Raw genomic sequence first — 18,036 nt, forward strand, 5'->3', positions numbered from 1 at the left:
ACGACCGGCACGACGAAGAGCATCACCGGCACCACCAGCCCCCTCACACACGGAACGGACAGGCGAGAACGGGAGCCATGGCGAACAACGAAGACAAGCTCCGCGACTACCTCAAGCGCGTCACCGCCGAGCTGCAGCAGAACACCCGGCGTCTGCGCGAGATCGAGGGACGCACGCACGAGCCGGTGGCGATCGTCGGCATGGCCTGCCGCCTGCCGGGCGGTGTCGCCTCGCCCGAGGACCTGTGGCGGCTGGTGGCCGGGGACGGGGACGCGATCTCGGAGTTCCCGCAGGACCGCGGCTGGGACGTCGAGGGGCTGTACGACCCGGACCCGGACGCGTCCGGCAGGACGTACTGCCGGTCCGGCGGATTCCTGCACGACGCCGGGGAGTTCGACGCCGACTTCTTCGGGATCTCGCCCCGCGAGGCCCTCGCCATGGACCCGCAGCAGCGGCTGTCCCTCACCACCGCGTGGGAGGCGATCGAGAGCGCGGGCATCGACCCGACGAGCCTGAAGGGCAGCGGCCTCGGCGTGTTCGTCGGCGGCTGGCACACCGGCTACACCTCGGGGCAGACCACCGCCGTGCAGTCTCCGGAACTGGAGGGCCACCTCGTCAGCGGTGCGGCGCTGGGCTTCCTGTCGGGCCGTATCGCGTACGTCCTGGGTACGGACGGACCGGCCCTGACCGTGGACACGGCCTGCTCGTCCTCGCTGGTCGCCCTGCACCTCGCCGTGCAGGCCCTGCGCAAGGGCGAGTGCGACATGGCCCTCGCCGGTGGTGTCACGGTCATGCCCAACGCGGACCTGTTCGTGCAGTTCAGCCGGCAGCGCGGGCTGGCGGCGGACGGCCGGTCGAAGGCGTTCGCCGCGTCGGCGGACGGCTTCGGCCCCGCGGAGGGCGCCGGAGTCCTGCTGGTGGAGCGCCTGTCGGACGCGCGCCGCAACGGCCACCGGGTCCTCGCGGTGGTCCGCGGCAGCGCGGTCAACCAGGACGGCGCGAGCAACGGTCTTACGGCTCCGAACGGCCCGTCGCAGCAGCGCGTCATCCGACGGGCCCTGGCCGACGCCCGGCTCGCGCCCGGCGACGTGGACGTCGTCGAGGCCCACGGCACGGGTACGCGGCTCGGCGACCCGATCGAGGCGCAGGCCCTCATCGCCACCTACGGCCAGGAGAAAAGCAGCGAACAGCCTCTGAAGCTGGGCGCGTTGAAGTCGAACATCGGTCACACGCAGGCCGCCGCAGGCGTCGCCGGTGTCATCAAGATGGTCCAGGCGATGCGCCACGGGCTGCTCCCGAAGACGCTGCACGTGGACCGGCCGTCGGACCAGATCGACTGGTCGGCGGGCGCGGTCGAGCTGCTCACCGAGGCCGTGGACTGGCCGAGGAAGGAGGACGGCGGGCTGCGTCGCGCCGCCGTCTCCTCCTTCGGCATCAGCGGCACGAACGCGCACGTCGTCCTCGAAGAGGCCCCGACGGCGATCGAGGAGACCCCGGCCGTCGAGCCGTCGGCCGACGGTGGTGGCGTGGTGCCTTGGCTGGTGTCCGCCAAGACTCCGGCCGCGCTGGACGCACAGATCGGACGCCTCGCCACGTTCGCCTCCCGGATTCGCGCGGATGGCTTCGATGCGGGTGCAGTGGCGCGCGTACTGGCCGACGGGCGCGCGGAGTTCGAGCACCGGGCCGTCGCGATCGGCACCGGGACGGACGACTTCGCACAGGCGCTGGCCTCCCCGGAAGGGCTGATACGCGGCACGTCGTCGGACGTGGGCCGGGTGGCGTTCGTCTTCCCCGGCCAGGGCACGCAGTGGGCCGGAATGGGCGCCGAACTCCTCGACGCGTCGAAGGAGTTCGCCACCGCCATGGCCGAGTGCGAAGCTGCACTCTCCCCGTACGTGGACTGGTCCCTCGAAGCCGTCGTCCGGCAGACACCCGGCGCACCCACGCTCGACCGCGTCGACGTCGTCCAGCCCGTCACCTTCGCCGTCATGGTCTCCCTCGCCAACCTCTGGCAGCACCACGGCATCACACCCCAGGCCGTCATCGGCCACTCCCAGGGCGAGATCGCCGCCGCCTATGTCGCCGGAGCACTGAGCCTGGACGACGCCGCCCGGGTCGTGACCCTGCGCAGCCAGTCCATCGCCACCCACCTCGCCGGCAAGGGCGGCATGATCTCCCTCGCCCTCAGCGAGACCGCCGTCCAGGAGCGACTGACCGGCTTCGACGGACTCTCCGTCGCCGCCGTCAACGGCCCCACCGCCACCGTGGTTTCAGGCGACCCCACCCAGATCGAGGAACTCGCCCACACCTGCGAGGCCGACGGCATCCGCGCACGGATCATCCCCGTCGACTACGCCTCCCACAGCCGGCAGGTCGAGACCATCGAGACCGAACTCGCCGAGGTCCTCGCCGGACTCACGCCGCGGACGCCCCAGGTGCCGTTCTTCTCCACCCTCGAAGGCGCCTGGATCACCGAACCCGTACTCGACGGCACGTACTGGTACCGCAACCTCCGCCACCGCGTCCGCTTCGCCCCCGCCATCGAAACCCTCGCCACCACCGAAGGCTTCACCCACTTCATCGAGGTCTCCGCCCACCCCGTCCTCACCATGGCCCTCCCCGACACCGTCACCGGCCTCAGCACCCTCCGCCGCGAACAGGGTGGCCGCGACCGCCTGATCACCTCCCTCGCCGAAGCCTGGGCCAACGGCCTCCCCGTCGACTGGACCTCCCTCCTCCCCGCCACGACCACGAACCCCGACCTCCCGACCTACGCCTTCCGGACCGAGCGCTTCTGGCTCCAGAGCTCCGCGCCCGCCGGCGCCGCCGACGACTGGCGCTACCGCGTCGAGTGGAAGCCGCTGACGGCCTCCGGCCAGGCGGCTCTGACCGGACGGTGGCTCGTCGCCGCCGGGAGTGAGCCCGACGCCGGGCTCCTGGGCGCGCTGAAGGACGCCGGAGCGGAGGTCGAGGTCCTGGAAGCCGGGGCGGACGACGGCCGCGAGGCGCTCGCCGCGCGGCTCGCGGCGCTGACGACCGGCGACGGGTTCGCCGGCGTGGTCTCGCTCCTCGACGGGCTCACGCCCTTCGTCGCCTGGGTGCAGGCGCTGGGTGACGCCGGGATCGGGGCTCCGCTGTGGTGCGTGACCCGGGGTGCGGTCTCCGTCGGGCGTCTCGACGTCCCGGCCGACCCCGACCGGGCCATGCTCTGGGGCCTCGGCCGGGTCGTCGCCCTTGAGCACCCCGAACGCTGGGGCGGCCTCGTCGACCTCCCCGCCCGGCCCGACACCGCCGCCCTCACCCACTTCACCACCGCGCTCTCCGGCAGCACCGGCGAGGACCAGATCGCGGTCCGCGCCTCCGGGCTCCACGCCCGCCGCCTCGCACGCGCCCCCCTCCAGGGACGCCGGCCCGCCCGCGACTGGCAGCCTCACGGCACCGTCCTCGTCACCGGCGGCACCGGCGCCCTCGGCGGCCACGCCGCCCGCTGGCTGGCCCAACGCGGCGCCGACCACCTCCTCCTCGTCAGCCGCAGCGGCGAACAGGCCCCCGGCGCTGACGACCTCGCCGACGAACTCCGCGCGCTCGGGGCCCGGGTCACCGTCGCCGCCTGCGACGTCGCCGACCCCGACGCCATGCGCGCCGTCCTCGACGGCATCCCCGCCGACGCTCCCCTCACCGCCGTCCTCCACACCGCCGGCGCACCGGGCGGCGACGCCCTGGACGTCACCGGTCCGGAGGACATCGCCCGTATCCTGGGCGCGAAGACGAGCGGCGCCCGGGTCCTCGACGACCTGCTCCGCGGCACTCCGCTGGACGCCTTCGTCCTCTACTCCTCGAACGCCGGGGTCTGGGGCAGCGGCGGTCAGGGCGTCTACGCGGCGGCCAACGCCCACCTCGACGCGCTCGCCGCCCGGCGCCGCGCCCGGGGTGAGACGGCGACCTCGGTCGCCTGGGGGCTCTGGGCGGGCGACGGCATGGGCCGGGGCGCCGACGACGCGTACTGGCAGCGGCGCGGCATCCGTCCGATGAGCCCCGAGCGCGCCATGGACGAGCTGGCCAAGGCCCTGTGCCACGACGAGACCTTCGTCGCCGTGGCCGACGTGGACTGGGCGAGGTTCGCGCCCGCGTTCACGGTGTCCCGCCCGAGCCTCCTGATCGACGGCGTCCCGGAGGCCCGGCAGGCGCTCGCCGCGCCCGCCGCCGCCCCGGCTCCCGGCGAGGCCGCCGCGGCGCCGTCCGGTCTGTCGTCGGCGCTGGCCGGGATCGCCGCGCTGCCCGAGCCCGAGCGCCGGCCCGCGCTGCTCACCCTGGTCCGTACCCACGCGGCGGCCGTACTCGGCCACTCCTCCCCCGACCGGGTGGCTCCCGGCCGCGCCTTCACCGAGCTCGGTTTCGACTCGCTGACGGCCGTGCAGCTCCGGAACCAGCTCTCCGCGGTGGTCGGCAGCAGGCTCCCCGCGACCGCGGTCTTCGACAACCCGACGCCGTCCGCTCTCGCCGCGCACCTCCACGAGAGGTACCTCGCACCGGCCGAGCCGGCCCCCGCGGACTGGGAGGCGCGGGTACGTCAGGCCCTGGCCGAAGTGCCCCTCGACCGGCTGCGGGACGCCGGGGTCCTCGACACCGTCCTGCGGCTCACCGGAATCGAGCCCGAGCCGGTGTCCGGCGGCCCGGCCGACGGCGCCGCGGACCCCGGTGCGGAGCCGGAGCCGGAGACGTCGATCGACGACCTCGACGCCGAGGCCCTGATCCGGATGGCTCTCGGCCCGCGGAACACCTGACCCGACCGCGGCCACGGCCCGCACACCGCCAGGTGCCGTCAGGCACCACCCGCACCCCTGCCCCCCACACGCCCACAACCCCATCCACGAGCGGAAGACCACACCCAGATGACGAGTTCCAACGAGCAGTTGGTGGACGCTCTGCGCGCCTCCCTCAAGGAGAACGAAGAACTCCGGAAAGAGAGCCGTCGCCGGGACGACCGTCGGCACGAGCCCATGGCGATCGTCGGCATGAGCTGCCGGTTCGCGGGCGGAATCCGGTCCCCCGAGGACCTCTGGGACGCGGTGGCCGCCGGCAAGGACCTCGTCTCCGAGGTGCCGGAGGAGCGCGGCTGGGACATCGACTCCCTGTACGACCCGGAGCCCGGACGGAAGGGCACGACGTACGTCCGCAACGCCGCGTTCCTCGACGACGCCGCCGGTTTTGACGCCGCGTTCTTCGGGATCTCGCCGCGCGAGGCCCTCGCCATGGACCCGCAGCAGCGGCAGCTCCTCGAAGCCTCCTGGGAGGTCTTCGAGCGGGCCGGCATCGACCCCGCCTCGGTGCGCGGCACCGATGTCGGCGTGTACGTGGGCTGCGGCTACCAGGACTACGCGCCGGACATCCGGGTCGCGCCCGAGGGGACCGACGGTTACGTCGTCACCGGCAACTCCTCCGCCGTGGCCTCCGGGCGCATCGCGTACTCCCTCGGCCTGGAGGGGCCCGCCGTGACCGTGGACACGGCCTGCTCCTCCTCGCTCGTCGCCCTGCACCTCGCCCTGAAGGCGCTGCGGAACGGCGACTGCTCGACGGCGCTCGTGGGCGGCGTGGCCGTCCTCGCGACGCCGGGGGCGTTCATCGAGTTCAGCCGGCAGCAGGCGATGGCCGCCGACGGCCGGACCAAGGGCTTCGCCTCGGCGGCGGACGGCCTCGCCTGGGGCGAAGGCGTCGCCGTGCTCCTCCTCGAACGGCTCTCCGACGCGCGGCGCAAGGGCCACCGCGTCCTGGCCGTCGTGCGCGGCAGCGCCATCAACCAGGACGGCGCCAGCAACGGGCTCACGGCGCCGCACGGCCCCTCCCAGCAGCGCCTGATCCGCCAGGCGCTCGCCGACGCGCGACTCACGTCGAGCGACGTGGACGTCGTGGAGGGCCACGGCACGGGGACCCGGCTCGGCGATCCCATCGAGGCGCAGGCGCTGCTCGCCACGTACGGGCAGGGGCGTGCCCCGGGGCAGCCGCTGCGGCTGGGCACGCTGAAGTCGAACATCGGTCACACGCAGGCCGCTTCCGGTGTCGCCGGCGTCGTCAAGATGGTGCAGGCGCTGCGCCACGGGGTGCTGCCGAAGACGCTGCACGTGGACGAGCCGACGGACCAGGTCGACTGGACGGCCGGTTCGGTGGAGCTGCTCACGGAGGCCCTGGACTGGCCGGCGCAGCCCGGCCGGCCCCGGCGGGCGGGCGTCTCCGCGTTCGGCGTGGGCGGGACGAACGCGCACGTCGTCCTGGAGGAGGCCCCGGCCTCCGAGCAGGCGCCGGTCTCCGAGGGGACTGCGGCCTCCGACGGGACCCCGGCCGTCGAGCCGTCGGCCGACGGTGGTGTGGTGCCGTGGATCGTGTCGGCGAAGACTCCGGCCGCGCTGGACGCCCAGATCGGGCGCCTCGCCGCTTACGCGGACGCTCGTACGGACCTGGATCCGGCCGTGGCGGCCCGCGCCCTGGTCGACGGCCGTACGGCGATGGAGCACCGGGCGGTCGCGATCGGCGACAGCCGCGAGGCGCTGCGGGACGCCCTCCGGATGCCGGAAGGACTCGTACGGGGCACGTCGTCGGACGTGGGCCGGGTGGCGTTCGTCTTCCCCGGCCAGGGCACGCAGTGGGCCGGAATGGGAGCCGAACTCCTCGACAGCTCACCGGTGTTCGCCACCGCCATGGCCGAGTGCGAGGACGCGCTCTCCTGCTACGTGGACTGGTCCCTCGAAGCCGTCGTCCGGCAGACACCCGGCGCGCCCACGCTCGACCGCGTCGACGTCGTCCAGCCCGTCGCCTTCGCCGTCATGGTCTCCCTCGCCAACCTCTGGCAGCACCACGGCATCACACCCCAGGCCGTCATCGGCCACTCCCAGGGCGAGATCGCCGCCGCCTACGTCGCCGGAGCACTGACGCTCGACGACGCCGCCCGCATCGTGACCCTGCGCAGCCAGTCCATCGCCACCCACCTCGCCGGCAAGGGCGGCATGATCTCCCTCGCCCTCAGCGAGACCGACACCCAACAGCGGATCGAGAACCTCGACGGGCTGTCGATCGCCGCCGTCAACGGCCCCACCGCCACCGTGGTTTCAGGCGACCCCACCCAGATCGAGGAACTCGCCCACACCTGCGAGGCCGACGGCATCCGCGCACGGATCATCCCCGTCGACTACGCCTCCCACAGCCGGCAGGTCGAGACCATCGAGGCCGAACTCGCTCCCGTCCTTGCCGTGTTGACCCCCGAGACCCCTCGCATCCCCTTCTTCTCCACCCTCGAAGGCGCCTGGATCACCGAGCCGGTGCTCGACGGCACGTACTGGTACCGCAACCTCCGCCACCGCGTCCGCTTCGCCCCCGCCATCGAAACCCTCGCCACCACCGAAGGCTTCACCCACTTCATCGAGGTCAGCGCCCACCCCGTCCTCACCATGGCCCTCCCCGACACCGTCACCGGCCTCAGCACCCTCCGCCGCGACAACGGCGGCCAAGACCGCCTGATCACCTCCCTCGCCGAAGCCTGGGCCAACGGCCTCCCCGTCGACTGGCACTCCCTCCTCCCCGCCACGGGCGCCCTCAGCCCCGCCGTCCCCGACCTCCCCACGTACGCCTTCCAGCACCGCTCGTACTGGATCAGCCCCTCGGGTCCCGGTGAAGCGCCCGCGCACACCGCTCCCGGGCACGGGGCCGTGGCCGAGACGGGGCTCGCCTGGGGCCTCGGTGCCGACGGCCTCGACGAGGAGGGCCGGCGCAGCGCCGTGCTCGCGATGGTGATGCGGCAGGCGGCCTCCGTGCTCCGGTGCGACGCGCCCGAGGAGGTCCCTGTCGACCGCCCGCTGCGGGAGATCGGCTTCGACTCGCTGACCGCCGTCGAGTTCCGCAACCGCGTCAACCGGCTGACCGGTCTCCACCTGCCTCCCGCCGTCGTGTTCGAGCACCCCACGCCCGTCGCGCTCGCCGCGCGCATCAGCGACGAACTGGCCGAGCGGAACTGGGCCGTCGCCGAACCCTCCGGCCGCGAGCGGACGGAGGAGGAGCAGGGTGGGACGACCGCCCCGGCCGCGGCCCACTCCGAGGCCGGCACCGGCACCAGCCCCGCCACCAGCCCCGGCACCGGCATGTTCCGCGCCCTGTTCCGGCAGGCCGTGGCGGACGACCGGTACGGCGAGTTCCTCGACGTCCTCGCCGAAGCCTCCGCGTTCCGCCCGCAGTTCACCTCGCCCGAGGACTGCTCGGAGCGGCTCGACCCGGTACTGCTCGCCGGCGGGCCGACGGAACGGGCGGCGGGCCGCGCCGTCCTCGTCGGCTGCACCGGCACCGCGGCGAACGGCGGCCCGCACGAGTTCCTGCGGCTCAGCTCCGCCTTCCAGGAGGAGCGGGACTTCCTCGCCGTGCCCCTGCCCGGCTACGGCACCGGTACGGGCACGAGCACGGGCACCGCCCTCCTCCCCGCCGACCTCGACGCCGCGCTCGACGCCCAGGCCCTGGCGGTCCTCCGGGCCGCCGGGGACGCCCCGGTCGTCCTGCTCGGGCACTCCGGCGGCGCCCTGCTCGCCCACGAGCTGGCCGTCCGCCTGGAGCAGGCCCACGGCGCCGCGCCGGCCGGAATCGTGCTGGTCGACCCCTACCCGCCGGGTCATCAGGAGCCCATCGAGGTGTGGAGCAGGCAGCTCGGCGAGGGCCTGTTCGCGGGCGAGCTCGAGCCGATGTCCGATGCGCGGCTGCTCGCCATGGGCCGGTACGCGCGCTTCCTCGCCGGCCCGCGGCCGGGCCGCAGCAGTGCGCCCGTCCTCCTCGTCCGGGCCTCCGAACGGCTGGGCGACTGGCAGGAGGAGCGCGGCGACTGGCGCGCCCACTGGGACCTGCCGCACACCGTCGCGGACGTGCCCGGCGACCACTTCACGATGATGCGTGACCACGCTCCGGCCGTCGCCGAGGCCGTCCTCTCCTGGCTCGACGGCATCGAGCGGGACACCGCCGCGGACCGGCGGACCGCGCAGGGGGCGAACCAGTGACCGACAGCGTTCTGAACGTGGACGGCAACCTGTGGATCCGGCGCTTCCATCCCTCGCCGAACAGCGCGGTGCGACTGGTCTGCCTGCCCCATGCCGGCGGCTCCGCCAGCTACTTCTTCCGCTTCTCGGAGGAGCTCCACCCCTCGGTCGAGGCCCTGTCGGTGCAGTACCCGGGCCGCCAGGACCGGCGTGCCGAGCCGTGCCTGGAGAGCGTCGAGGAGCTGGCCGAGCACGTGGTCGCGGCCACCGAACCCTGGTGGCAGGAGGGCCGGCTCGCCTTCTTCGGGCACAGTCTCGGAGCCTCCGTCGCCTACGAGGCGGCCCGCATCCTCGAACAGCGGCACGGGGTACGGCCCGAGGGCCTGTACGTCTCCGGGCGGCGCGCCCCGTCCCTGGCGCCGGACAGGCTCGTCCACACGCTGGACGACCGGGCGTTCCTGGCCGAGATCCGGCAGCTCAGCGGCACCGACGAGCGGTTCCTCCAGGACGACGAGCTGATGCGTCTTGTGCTGCCCGCGCTGCGCAGCGACTACAAGGCGGCGGAGACGTACGAGCACCGGCCCTCCGCCAAGCTCGCCTGCCCGGTGATGGCCCTGGCCGGCGACCGCGACCCGAAGGCGCCGCTGAACGAGGTGGCCGAGTGGCGCCGGCACACCGGTGGGCCGTTCTGCCTGCGGGCGTACTCCGGCGGCCACTTCTACCTCAACGACCAGTGGCACGAGATCTGCAACGACATCTCCGACCACCTGCTCGTCACCCGCGGCGCGCCCGATTCCCGCGTCGTGCAGGCCCCGACCCGTCTGATCGAAGGAGCGGCGAAACGATGGCAGAACCCACGGTGACCGACGACCTGGCGGGTGCCCTCACGCAGCCTCCGCTGGGCCGCACCGTCAGCGCGGTGGCCGATCCCGAACTCGGTACGCACCTCCTGGAGACCCGCGGCATCCACTGGATCCATGCCGCGAACGGCGACCCGTACGCGGCCGTGCTGCGCGGCCAGGCGGACGACCCGTACCCCGCGTACGAGCGGGTGCGCGCCCGGGGCGCGCTCTCCTTCAGTCCGACGGGCAGCTGGGTCACGGCCGATCACGCCCTGGCCGCGAGCATCCTGTGCTCGCCGGAGTTCGGGATGTCCGGTGCCGACGGCGCCCCGGTGCCGCAGCAGGTCCTCTCGTACGGGGAGGGCTGCCCGCTGGAGCACGAGCAGGCGCCGCAGGCGGCCGGTGACGCGCCGGGGGCGGTGTCGGGGCACCGTGCCGTGGTCGAGGGGGTCCACCGGGAGACCTTGGAGGGTCTCGAGCCGGACCCGTCTGCTTCGTACGCCTTCGAGCTGGTGGGTGGTTTCGTCCGCCCGGCGGTGACGGCGGCGGCGGCCGCGGTGCTCGGTGTTCCGGCGGGCCGGAGGGTGGAGTTCGCGGAGCTCGTGGAGCGGCTGCGGCCGCTGTCCGACAGCCTGCTTGCCCCGCAGTCGCTGCGGACGGTTCGGGAGGCGGACGGCGCGCTGGCCGCGCTCGCGGCGCTGCTCGCCGACTCCTCCGACTCGTCCGGCTCCTCCGACTCCGCCGGCCCCGACCGCTCCCCCGGTGCCGCGGGCCGGCCGGACGGGGCGCTGCTGTCGGCGCTCGGTGTCAACACCGCCGTCCAGCTCACCGGGAACGCCGTGCTCGCCCTCCTCGCGCACCCGGAGCAGTGGCGGGAGCTGTGCGCGCGGCCCGGGCTCGCCGCGGCCGCGGTGGAGGAGACCCTCCGCTACGACCCGCCGGTGCAGCTGGACGCCCGGGTGGTGCGCGCGGAGACGGAGCTGGCGGGGCGGCGTCTTCCGGCCGGGGCGCATGTCGTCGTCCTCACCGCCGCGACCGGCCGGGACCCGGAGGTCTTCACGGACCCCGAGCACTTCGACCTCGCGCGCCCCGACGCCACCGCGCACCTCGCTCTGCACCCGGCCGGTCCGTACGGCCCGGTGGCGTCCCTGGTCCGGCTCCAGGCGGAGGTCGCGCTGCGGACCCTGGCCGGGCGTTTCCCGGGGCTGCGGCAGGCCGGGCCCGTGCTCCGCCCCCGCCGCACCCCTGTGGGCCGCGGGCCGCTGAGCGTCCCGGTCGGCTCCTGAGACCCGTCCCGACCGTCCCGTCCCGACCCTCCACCGGCAAGGAAGGACACGACGCCATGCGCGTCCTGCTGACCTCGTTCGCACATCACACGCACTACTACGGCCTCGTGCCCCTGGCCTGGGCGCTGCTCGCCGCCGGGCACGAGGTGCGGGTCGCGAGCCAGCCCGCGCTCACGGACACCATCACCGGGTCCGGGCTCGCCGCTGTGCCCGTCGGCACCGACCACCTCATCCACGAGTACCGGCTGCGGATGGCGGGCGAGCCGCGCCCGAACCACCCGGCGATCGCCTTCGACGAGGCCCGCGCCGAGCCGCTGGACTGGGACCACGCCCTCGGCATCGAGGCGATCCTCGCCCCGTACTTCTACCTGCTGGCCAACAACGACTCGATGGTCGACGACCTGGTCGGCTTCGCCCGGTCCTGGCAGCCGGACCTGGTGCTGTGGGAGCCGACGACCTACGCGGGCGCCGTCGCCGCGCAGGTCACCGGCGCCGCGCACGCCCGGGTCCTGTGGGGGCCCGACGTGATGGGCAGCGCCCGCCGCAAGTTCGTCGCGCTGCGGGACCGGCAGCCGCCCGAGCACCGCGAGGACCCCACGGCGGAGTGGCTGACGTGGACGCTGGAGCGGTACGGCGCCTCCTTCGAGGAGGAGCTGGTCACCGGCCAGTTCACGATCGACCCGACGCCGCCGAGCCTGCGACTCGACACGGGTCTGCCGACCGTCGGGATGCAGTACGTTCCGTACAACGGCACGTCGGTCGTGCCGGACTGGCTCGCCGAGCCGCCCGCGCGGCCCCGGATCTGCCTCACCCTCGGCGTCTCCGCACGTGAGGTCCTCGGCGGCGACGGCGTCTCGCAGAGCGACATCCTGGAGGCGCTCGCCGACCTCGACATCGAGCTCGTCGCCACCTTCGACGCGGGTCAGCGCGCCGAGATCCGCACCTACCCGAAGCACACCCGGTTCACGGACTTCGTGCCGATGCACGCGCTGCTGCCGAGCTGCTCGGCGATCATCCACCACGGCGGGGCCGGTACGTACGCGACCGCCGTGATCAACGCGGTGCCGCAGGTCATGCTCGCCGAGCTGTGGGACGCGCCGGTCAAGGCGCGGGCCGTCGCGGAGCAGGGGGCGGGGTTCTTCCTGCCACCGGCCGACCTCACTCCGCAGGCCGTGCGGGACGCGGTCGTCCGCATCCTCGACGACCCCTCGGTCTCCGCCGCCGCGCACCGGCTGCGCGAGGAGACCTTCGTCGACCCCACCCCGGCCGGGATCGTCCCCGAGCTGGAGCGGCTCGCCGCGCAGCACCGCCGCCCGCCGGCCGACGCGCGTCCCTGAGCCGCGCCTCTCGCCCCGGGCCCCGTGCCTCACCTCTTATCTCTCTCCACCGAAAGCAGGAGTTCCGTGTACGAAGTCGACCACGCCGACGTCTACGACCTCTTCTACCTCGGTCGCGGCAAGGACTACGCCGCCGAGGCCTCCGACATCGCCGACCTGGTGCGCTCCCGTACCCCCGAGGCGTCCTCGCTCCTGGACGTGGCCTGCGGTACGGGCACGCATCTGGAGCACTTCACCAAGGAGTTCGGCGACACCGCGGGCCTGGAGCTGTCCGAGGACATGCTCACCCACGCCCGCAAGCGGCTGCCCGACGCGACGCTCCACCAGGGCGACATGCGGGACTTCCGCCTCGGCCGCCGGTTCTCCGCCGTGGTCAGCATGTTCAGCTCCGTCGGGTACCTGCGGACCACAGCCGAGCTCGACGCGGCCGTCGCCTCGTTCGCGGAGCACCTGGAGCCCGGCGGCGTCGTCGTCGTCGAGCCGTGGTGGTTCCCCGAGACCTTCGCCGACGGCTGGGTCAGCGCCGACGTCGTCCGCCGGGACGGGCGCACCGTGGCCCGTGTCTCGCACTCGGTGCGGGAGGGCGGCGCGACGCGCATGGAGGTGCACTTCACCGTGGCCGACCCGGGCAAGGGCGTGCGCCACTTCTCCGACGTCCACCTCATCACCCTGTTCCACCAGGCGGAGTACGAGGCGGCGTTCACGGCCGCCGGGCTGCGCGTCGAGTACCTGGAGGGCGGCCCCTCGGGCCGTGGCCTCTTCGTCGGCGTCCCCGCCTGACCAGGGCCCCACTACCCCACAGACCCCCCGGGGCATCCCGGGTGCACCAAGCACAGAGAGAGAAACGAACCGTGACAGGTAAGACCCGAATACCGCGTGTCCGCCGCGGCCGTACGACCCCCAGGGCCTTCACCCTGGCCGTCGTCGGCACCCTGCTGGCGGGCACCACCGTGGCGGCCGCCGCTCCCGGCGCGGCCGACGTCCGGTACACGAGCCGGGCGGCGGAACTCGTCGCGCAGATGACGCTCGACGAGAAGATCAGCTTCGTCCACTGGGCGCTGGACCCCGACCGGCAGAACGTCGGCTACCTTCCGGGCGTGCCGCGTCTGGGCATCCCGGAGCTGCGTGCGGCCGACGGCCCGAACGGCATCCGCCTGGTGGGGCAGACCGCCACCGCGCTGCCCGCGCCGGTCGCCCTGGCCAGCACCTTCGACGACACCATGGCCGACAGCTACGGCAAGGTCATGGGCCGCGACGGACGCGCGCTCAACCAGGACATGGTCCTGGGCCCGATGATGAACAACATCCGGGTGCCGCACGGCGGCCGGAACTACGAGACGTTCAGCGAGGACCCCCTGGTCTCCTCGCGCACCGCGGTCGCCCAGATCAAGGGCATCCAGGGTGCGGGTCTGATGACCACGGCCAAGCACTTCGCGGCCAACAACCAGGAGAACAACCGCTTCAGCGTCAACGCCACGGTCGACGAGCAGACGCTCCGCGAGATCGAGTTCCCGGCGTTCGAGGCGTCCTCCAAGGCCGGCGCGGCCTCCTTCATGTGTGCCTACAACGGCCTCAACGGGAAGCCGTCCTGTGGCAACGACGAGCTCCTCAACAACGTGCTGCGCACGCAGTGGGGCTTCCAGGGCTGGGTGATGTCCGACTGGCTCGCCACCCCGGGCACGGACGCCATCACCAAGGGCCTCGACCAGGAGATGGGCGTCGAGCTCCCCGGCGACATCCCGAAGGGCGAGCCCTCGCCGCCGGCCAAGTACTTCGGCGAGGCACTGAAGACGGCCGTCCTGAACGGCACGGTCCCCGAGTCGGCCGTGACGCGGTCGGCGGAGCGCATCGTCGGCCAGATGGACAAGTTCGGTCTGCTGTCGGCGACCCCGGCGCCCCGTCCCGAGCGGGACAAGGCGGGCGCCCAGGCGGTGTCCCGCAAGGTCGCCGAGAACGGCGCGGTGCTCCTGCGCAACGAGGGCCAGGCCCTGCCGCTCGCCGGTGACGCCGGCAAGAGCATCGCGGTGATCGGTCCGACCGCCGTCGACCCCAAGGTCACCGGCCTGGGCAGCGCCCACGTCGTCCCGGACTCGGCGGCGGCGCCCCTCGACACCATCAAGGCCCGCGCGGGTGCGGGTGCGACGGTGACGTACGAGACGGGTGAGGAGACCTTCGGGACACAGATCCCGGCGGCGAACCTCAGCCCGGCGTTCAACCAGGGCCACCAGCTCGAGCCGGGCAAGGCGGGGGCGCTGTACGACGGCACGCTGACCGTGCCCGCCGACGGCGAGTACCGCATCGCGGTCAGGGCCACCGGCGGTTACGCCACGGTGCAGCTCGGCAGCCACACCATCGAGGCCGGTCAGGTCTACGGCAAGGTGAGCAGCCCGCTCCTCAAGCTCACCAAGGGCACGCACAAGCTGACGGTCTCGGGCTTCGCGATGAGCGCCACCCCGCTCTCCCTGGAGCTGGGCTGGGTGACGCCGGAGGCGGCCGACGCGACGATCGCGAAGGCCGTGGAGGCGGCGCGGAAGGCCCGTACTGCGGTCGTCTTCGCCTACGACGACGGCACCGAGGGCGTCGACCGTCCGAACCTGTCGCTGCCGGGTACGCAGGACAAGCTGATCTCGGCGGTCGCCGACGCGAACCCGAACACGATCGTGGTCCTCAACACCGGTTCGTCGGTGCTGATGCCGTGGCTGTCCAAGACCCGCGCGGTCCTGGACATGTGGTACCCGGGCCAGGCGGGCGCCGAGGCCACCGCCGCGCTGCTCTACGGTGACGTCAACCCGAGCGGCAAGCTCACGCAGAGCTTCCCGGCCGCGGAGAACCAGCACGCGGTCGCCGGCGACCCGACCCGCTACCCGGGCGTCGACAACCAGCAGACGTACAGCGAGGGCATCCACGTCGGGTACCGCTGGTTCGACAAGGAGAACGTCAAGCCGCTGTTCCCGTTCGGGCACGGCCTGTCGTACACCTCGTTCACGCAGAGCGCCCCGACCGTCGTGCGGACGTCCACGGGCGGTCTGAAGGTCACGGTCACGGTCCGCAACAGCGGGCAGCGTGCGGGCCAGGAGGTCGTCCAGGCGTACCTCGGTGCCAGCCCGAACGTGACGGCTCCGCAGGCGAAGAAGAAGCTCGTGGGCTACACGAAGGTCGCGCTCGCCGCGGGCGAGTCGAAGACGGTGACGGTGAACGTCGACCGTCGTCAGCTGCAGTACTGGGACGCCGCGGCCGATGCCTGGAAGACGGGCACGGGCAGCAGGCTCCTGCAGACCGGCGCGTCCTCCGCGGACCTGCGCGGCAGCGCCCAGGTCAACCTCTGGTGACGTGAGGCCGTGAAAGCGGCGGTGCCCGCCACCCGGGAGGGTGGCGGGCACGGCCTTTTCCGGCCTGCTCGGCCGGCCTGGCCACCTGACTAGGCCCGGCCGGTCTGCTCGGCCCATTCGCGCACGGCGTCGATCACCCGCAGCGCCTGTGCGCGCTCCAGGTGCGGGCCGATCGGCAGGCTGAGGACCTGCCGCGCGAAGCTCTCGGCGCGTGGGAGTGCGCCTTCCGGGGGTGCTTCGCCCGCGTAGGCGGGCGAGAGGTGCACGGGCACCGGGTAGTGGGTGAGCGTGTCGATGCCGCGGGCGTCGAGGTGCTCGCGCAGCTCGTCGCGGCGGTCGGTGCGCACGGTGAAGAGGTGCCAGACGGGGTCGGTGCCGGGCGCCGTCACGGGCAGGCCGATGCCGGGGAGTCCGGCGAGCCCGGAGAGGTACTCGGCGGCCAGCGCCGACCTGCGGCCGTTCCAGCTGTCCAGGTGGGCGAGCCGGATCCGCAGGACGGCCGCCTGGAGCTCGTCCAGGCGGGAGTTGGTGCCCTTCGTCTCGTGGCGGTACTTCTGCCGGGAGCCGTAGTTGCGGAGCATCCGGAGCCGTTCGGCGAGCTCGGGGTCGCCGGTCGTCACCGCGCCGCCGTCGCCGAAGCAGCCGAGGTTCTTGCCCGGGTAGAAGCTGAACGCGGCCACCGACCGTCCGGCGCCGATCCGCCGGCCCCGGTAGCGGGCGCCGTGGGCCTGGGCGGCGTCCTCGACGATGTGCAGGCCGTGCCGGTCCGCGAGGTCGCGGAGGGCGTCCAGGTCGGCGGGGTGCCCGTAGAGGTGGACGGGGAGGAGCGCCCGGGTGCGGGGTGTGATCGCCTTCTCGACGAGCAGCGGGTCGAGGGTGGGGTGGTCCTCGTGCGGTTCGACGGGCACGGGGGTCGCGCCGGTGGCGGACACCGCGAGCCAGCTGGCGATGTACGTGTGCGAGGGGACGATCACCTCGTCCCCGGGTCCGATGCCGAGGCCGCGGAGCGCGAGCTGGAGGGCGTCCATGCCGCTGTTCACGCCCACGGCGTGGCCGGTCTCGCAGTAGGCGGCGAACTCGCTCTCGAAGGCTTCGAGTTCGGGGCCGAGGAGGTAGCGCCCCGAGTCGAGTACGCGGGCGACGGCGGCGTCGGTCTCCGGGCGCAGCTCCTCGTAGGCGGCCCTGAGGTCGAGGAAGGGGACGCGGCCGGTCTCCGTGCGGGCGGTCATGCGGACACCCCCACGGCGGTGGCGGGCCGCTGCGGGGCGGTCGCCTTGAGCGGTTCCCACCAGTCGCGGTTCTCCCGGTACCAGCGGACGGTCCGGGCGAGGCCGTCCGCGAAGGCGACCCGCGGGCGGTAGCCGAGCTCGCGCTCGATCTTGCCGCCGTCGAGGGAGTAGCGCAGGTCGTGGCCCTGGCGGTCGGCGACCTGCCGGACCGAGGACCAGTCGGCGCCGAGCGAGTCGAGGAGGATGCCGGTGAGTTCGCGGTTGGTCAGCTCCAGGCCGCCGCCGATGTGGTAGATCTCGCCGGCCCGGCCGCCCGCGAGGACGAGCGCGATGCCGCGGCAGTGGTCGTCGGTGTGCACCCACTCGCGGACGTTCGCGCCGTCGCCGTACAGCGGGAGCGTCCCGCCGTCGAGGAGGTTCGTCACGAAGAGGGGGATGAGCTTCTCGGGGTGCTGGTAGGGCCCGTAGTTGTTGCAGCAGCGGGTGATCCGTACGTCGAGGCCGTACGTACGGTGGTAGGCGCGGGCGACGAGGTCGGAGCCGGCCTTGGAGGCCGCGTAGGGGGAGTTGGGCTCCAGCGGGCTGCTCTCGGTCCAGGAGCCGGAGTCGATCGAGCCGTACACCTCGTCGGTGGAGACGTGCACGACCCGGCCCACTCCGGCGTCGAGGGCGCACTGGAGCAGGGTCTGCGTGCCCAGGACGTTGGTCCCGGTGAACACGGACGCGCCCGCGATCGAGCGGTCGACGTGGCTCTCGGCGGCGAAGTGGACGACGGCGTCGACGCCGCGCAGTTCCCGGGCGAGGAGGTCGGCGTCGCGGATGTCGCCGTGGACGAAGCGCAGGCGGGGGTCCTCGTCCACCGGGGCGAGGTTGGCGAGGTTGCCCGCGTAGGTGAGGCTGTCCAGGACGATCACCTCACCGGCCGGGACGTCGGGGTACGCCCCGGCGAGGAGCTGCCGCACGAAGTGCGAGCCGATGAAGCCCGCACCTCCGGTCACCAGAAGCCGCACT

General features: G+C 73.5%; 9 protein-coding genes. 7 read left to right on the plus strand and 2 right to left on the minus strand.

The genetic code is table 11. The features are described from left to right. The first annotated feature begins 77 nt into the window (after positions 1-77). The 7 genes from DEJ46_RS40770 to DEJ46_RS14360 all read left to right on the plus strand — a co-directional run bounded on the left by DEJ46_RS40770 (position 78) and on the right by DEJ46_RS14360 (position 15,796). Positions 78-4,784 carry a type I polyketide synthase gene (locus tag DEJ46_RS40770; protein WP_150266630.1) on the plus strand — a complete coding sequence of 1,569 codons (4,707 nt, stop codon included), beginning with the start codon at positions 78-80 and terminating at the stop codon, positions 4,782-4,784. A gap of 108 nt (positions 4,785-4,892) precedes the next feature. After that, on the plus strand, positions 4,893-9,023 hold the full coding sequence (locus tag DEJ46_RS14335) for a type I polyketide synthase (protein ID WP_150266632.1): 4,131 nt from the start codon (positions 4,893-4,895) through the stop codon (positions 9,021-9,023). Beyond that, positions 9,020-9,865, plus strand: a complete 846-nt coding sequence (locus tag DEJ46_RS14340) for a thioesterase II family protein (RefSeq protein ID WP_223834621.1) — start codon at positions 9,020-9,022, stop codon at positions 9,863-9,865. Before DEJ46_RS14335 ends, DEJ46_RS14340 begins: the two co-directional genes overlap by 4 nt. Further along, complete coding sequence (locus tag DEJ46_RS14345; protein ID WP_150266634.1) at positions 9,847-11,130, plus strand: P450-derived glycosyltransferase activator; 1,284 nt, start codon at positions 9,847-9,849, stop codon at positions 11,128-11,130. The genes DEJ46_RS14340 and DEJ46_RS14345 overlap by 19 nt, the downstream gene beginning before the upstream one ends. A gap of 56 nt (positions 11,131-11,186) precedes the next feature. Continuing rightward, complete coding sequence (locus DEJ46_RS14350) at positions 11,187-12,467, plus strand: activator-dependent family glycosyltransferase (RefSeq protein WP_150266636.1); 1,281 nt, start codon at positions 11,187-11,189, stop codon at positions 12,465-12,467. Positions 12,468-12,533: 66 nt separating this feature from the next. After that, positions 12,534-13,247, plus strand: coding sequence for a class I SAM-dependent DNA methyltransferase (locus DEJ46_RS14355; RefSeq protein WP_150266638.1), 714 nt, complete (start codon positions 12,534-12,536; stop codon positions 13,245-13,247). Between the two features lie 71 nt (positions 13,248-13,318). Further along, on the plus strand, positions 13,319-15,796 hold the full coding sequence (locus tag DEJ46_RS14360) for a beta-glucosidase family protein (RefSeq protein ID WP_223834622.1): 2,478 nt from the start codon (positions 13,319-13,321) through the stop codon (positions 15,794-15,796). Between the two features lie 89 nt (positions 15,797-15,885). Here DEJ46_RS14360 and DEJ46_RS14365 read toward each other — a convergent pair whose 3' ends face one another. Together DEJ46_RS14365 and rfbB are read right to left on the minus strand one after the other, a co-directional pair. After that, positions 15,886-17,025: a DegT/DnrJ/EryC1/StrS family aminotransferase gene (locus DEJ46_RS14365; protein ID WP_150266640.1), complete on the minus strand. Its 1,140-nt coding sequence runs from the start codon at positions 17,023-17,025 to the stop codon at positions 15,886-15,888. Beyond that, positions 17,022-18,035 carry a dTDP-glucose 4,6-dehydratase gene (gene rfbB, locus DEJ46_RS14370; RefSeq protein ID WP_150266641.1) on the minus strand — a complete coding sequence of 338 codons (1,014 nt, stop codon included), beginning with the start codon at positions 18,033-18,035 and terminating at the stop codon, positions 17,022-17,024. The genes DEJ46_RS14365 and rfbB overlap by 4 nt, the downstream gene beginning before the upstream one ends. Position 18,036: the final 1 nt, after the last annotated feature.

Source organism: Streptomyces venezuelae (assembly GCF_008642375.1).
In the GTDB taxonomy this organism is placed as follows: Bacteria; Actinomycetota; Actinomycetes; order Streptomycetales; family Streptomycetaceae; genus Streptomyces; species Streptomyces venezuelae_G.

Coding starts and splice junctions, on each gene's coding strand:
- DEJ46_RS14365 (WP_150266640.1), bottom strand. CDS start 17,025: ATGACCGCCCGCACGGAGACCGGCCGCGTCCCCTTCCTCGACCTCAGG.
- DEJ46_RS14335 (WP_150266632.1), top strand. CDS start 4,893: ATGACGAGTTCCAACGAGCAGTTGGTGGACGCTCTGCGCGCCTCCCTC.
- DEJ46_RS40770 (WP_150266630.1), top strand. CDS start 78: ATGGCGAACAACGAAGACAAGCTCCGCGACTACCTCAAGCGCGTCACC.
- DEJ46_RS14350 (WP_150266636.1), top strand. CDS start 11,187: ATGCGCGTCCTGCTGACCTCGTTCGCACATCACACGCACTACTACGGC.
- DEJ46_RS14345 (WP_150266634.1), top strand. CDS start 9,847: ATGGCAGAACCCACGGTGACCGACGACCTGGCGGGTGCCCTCACGCAG.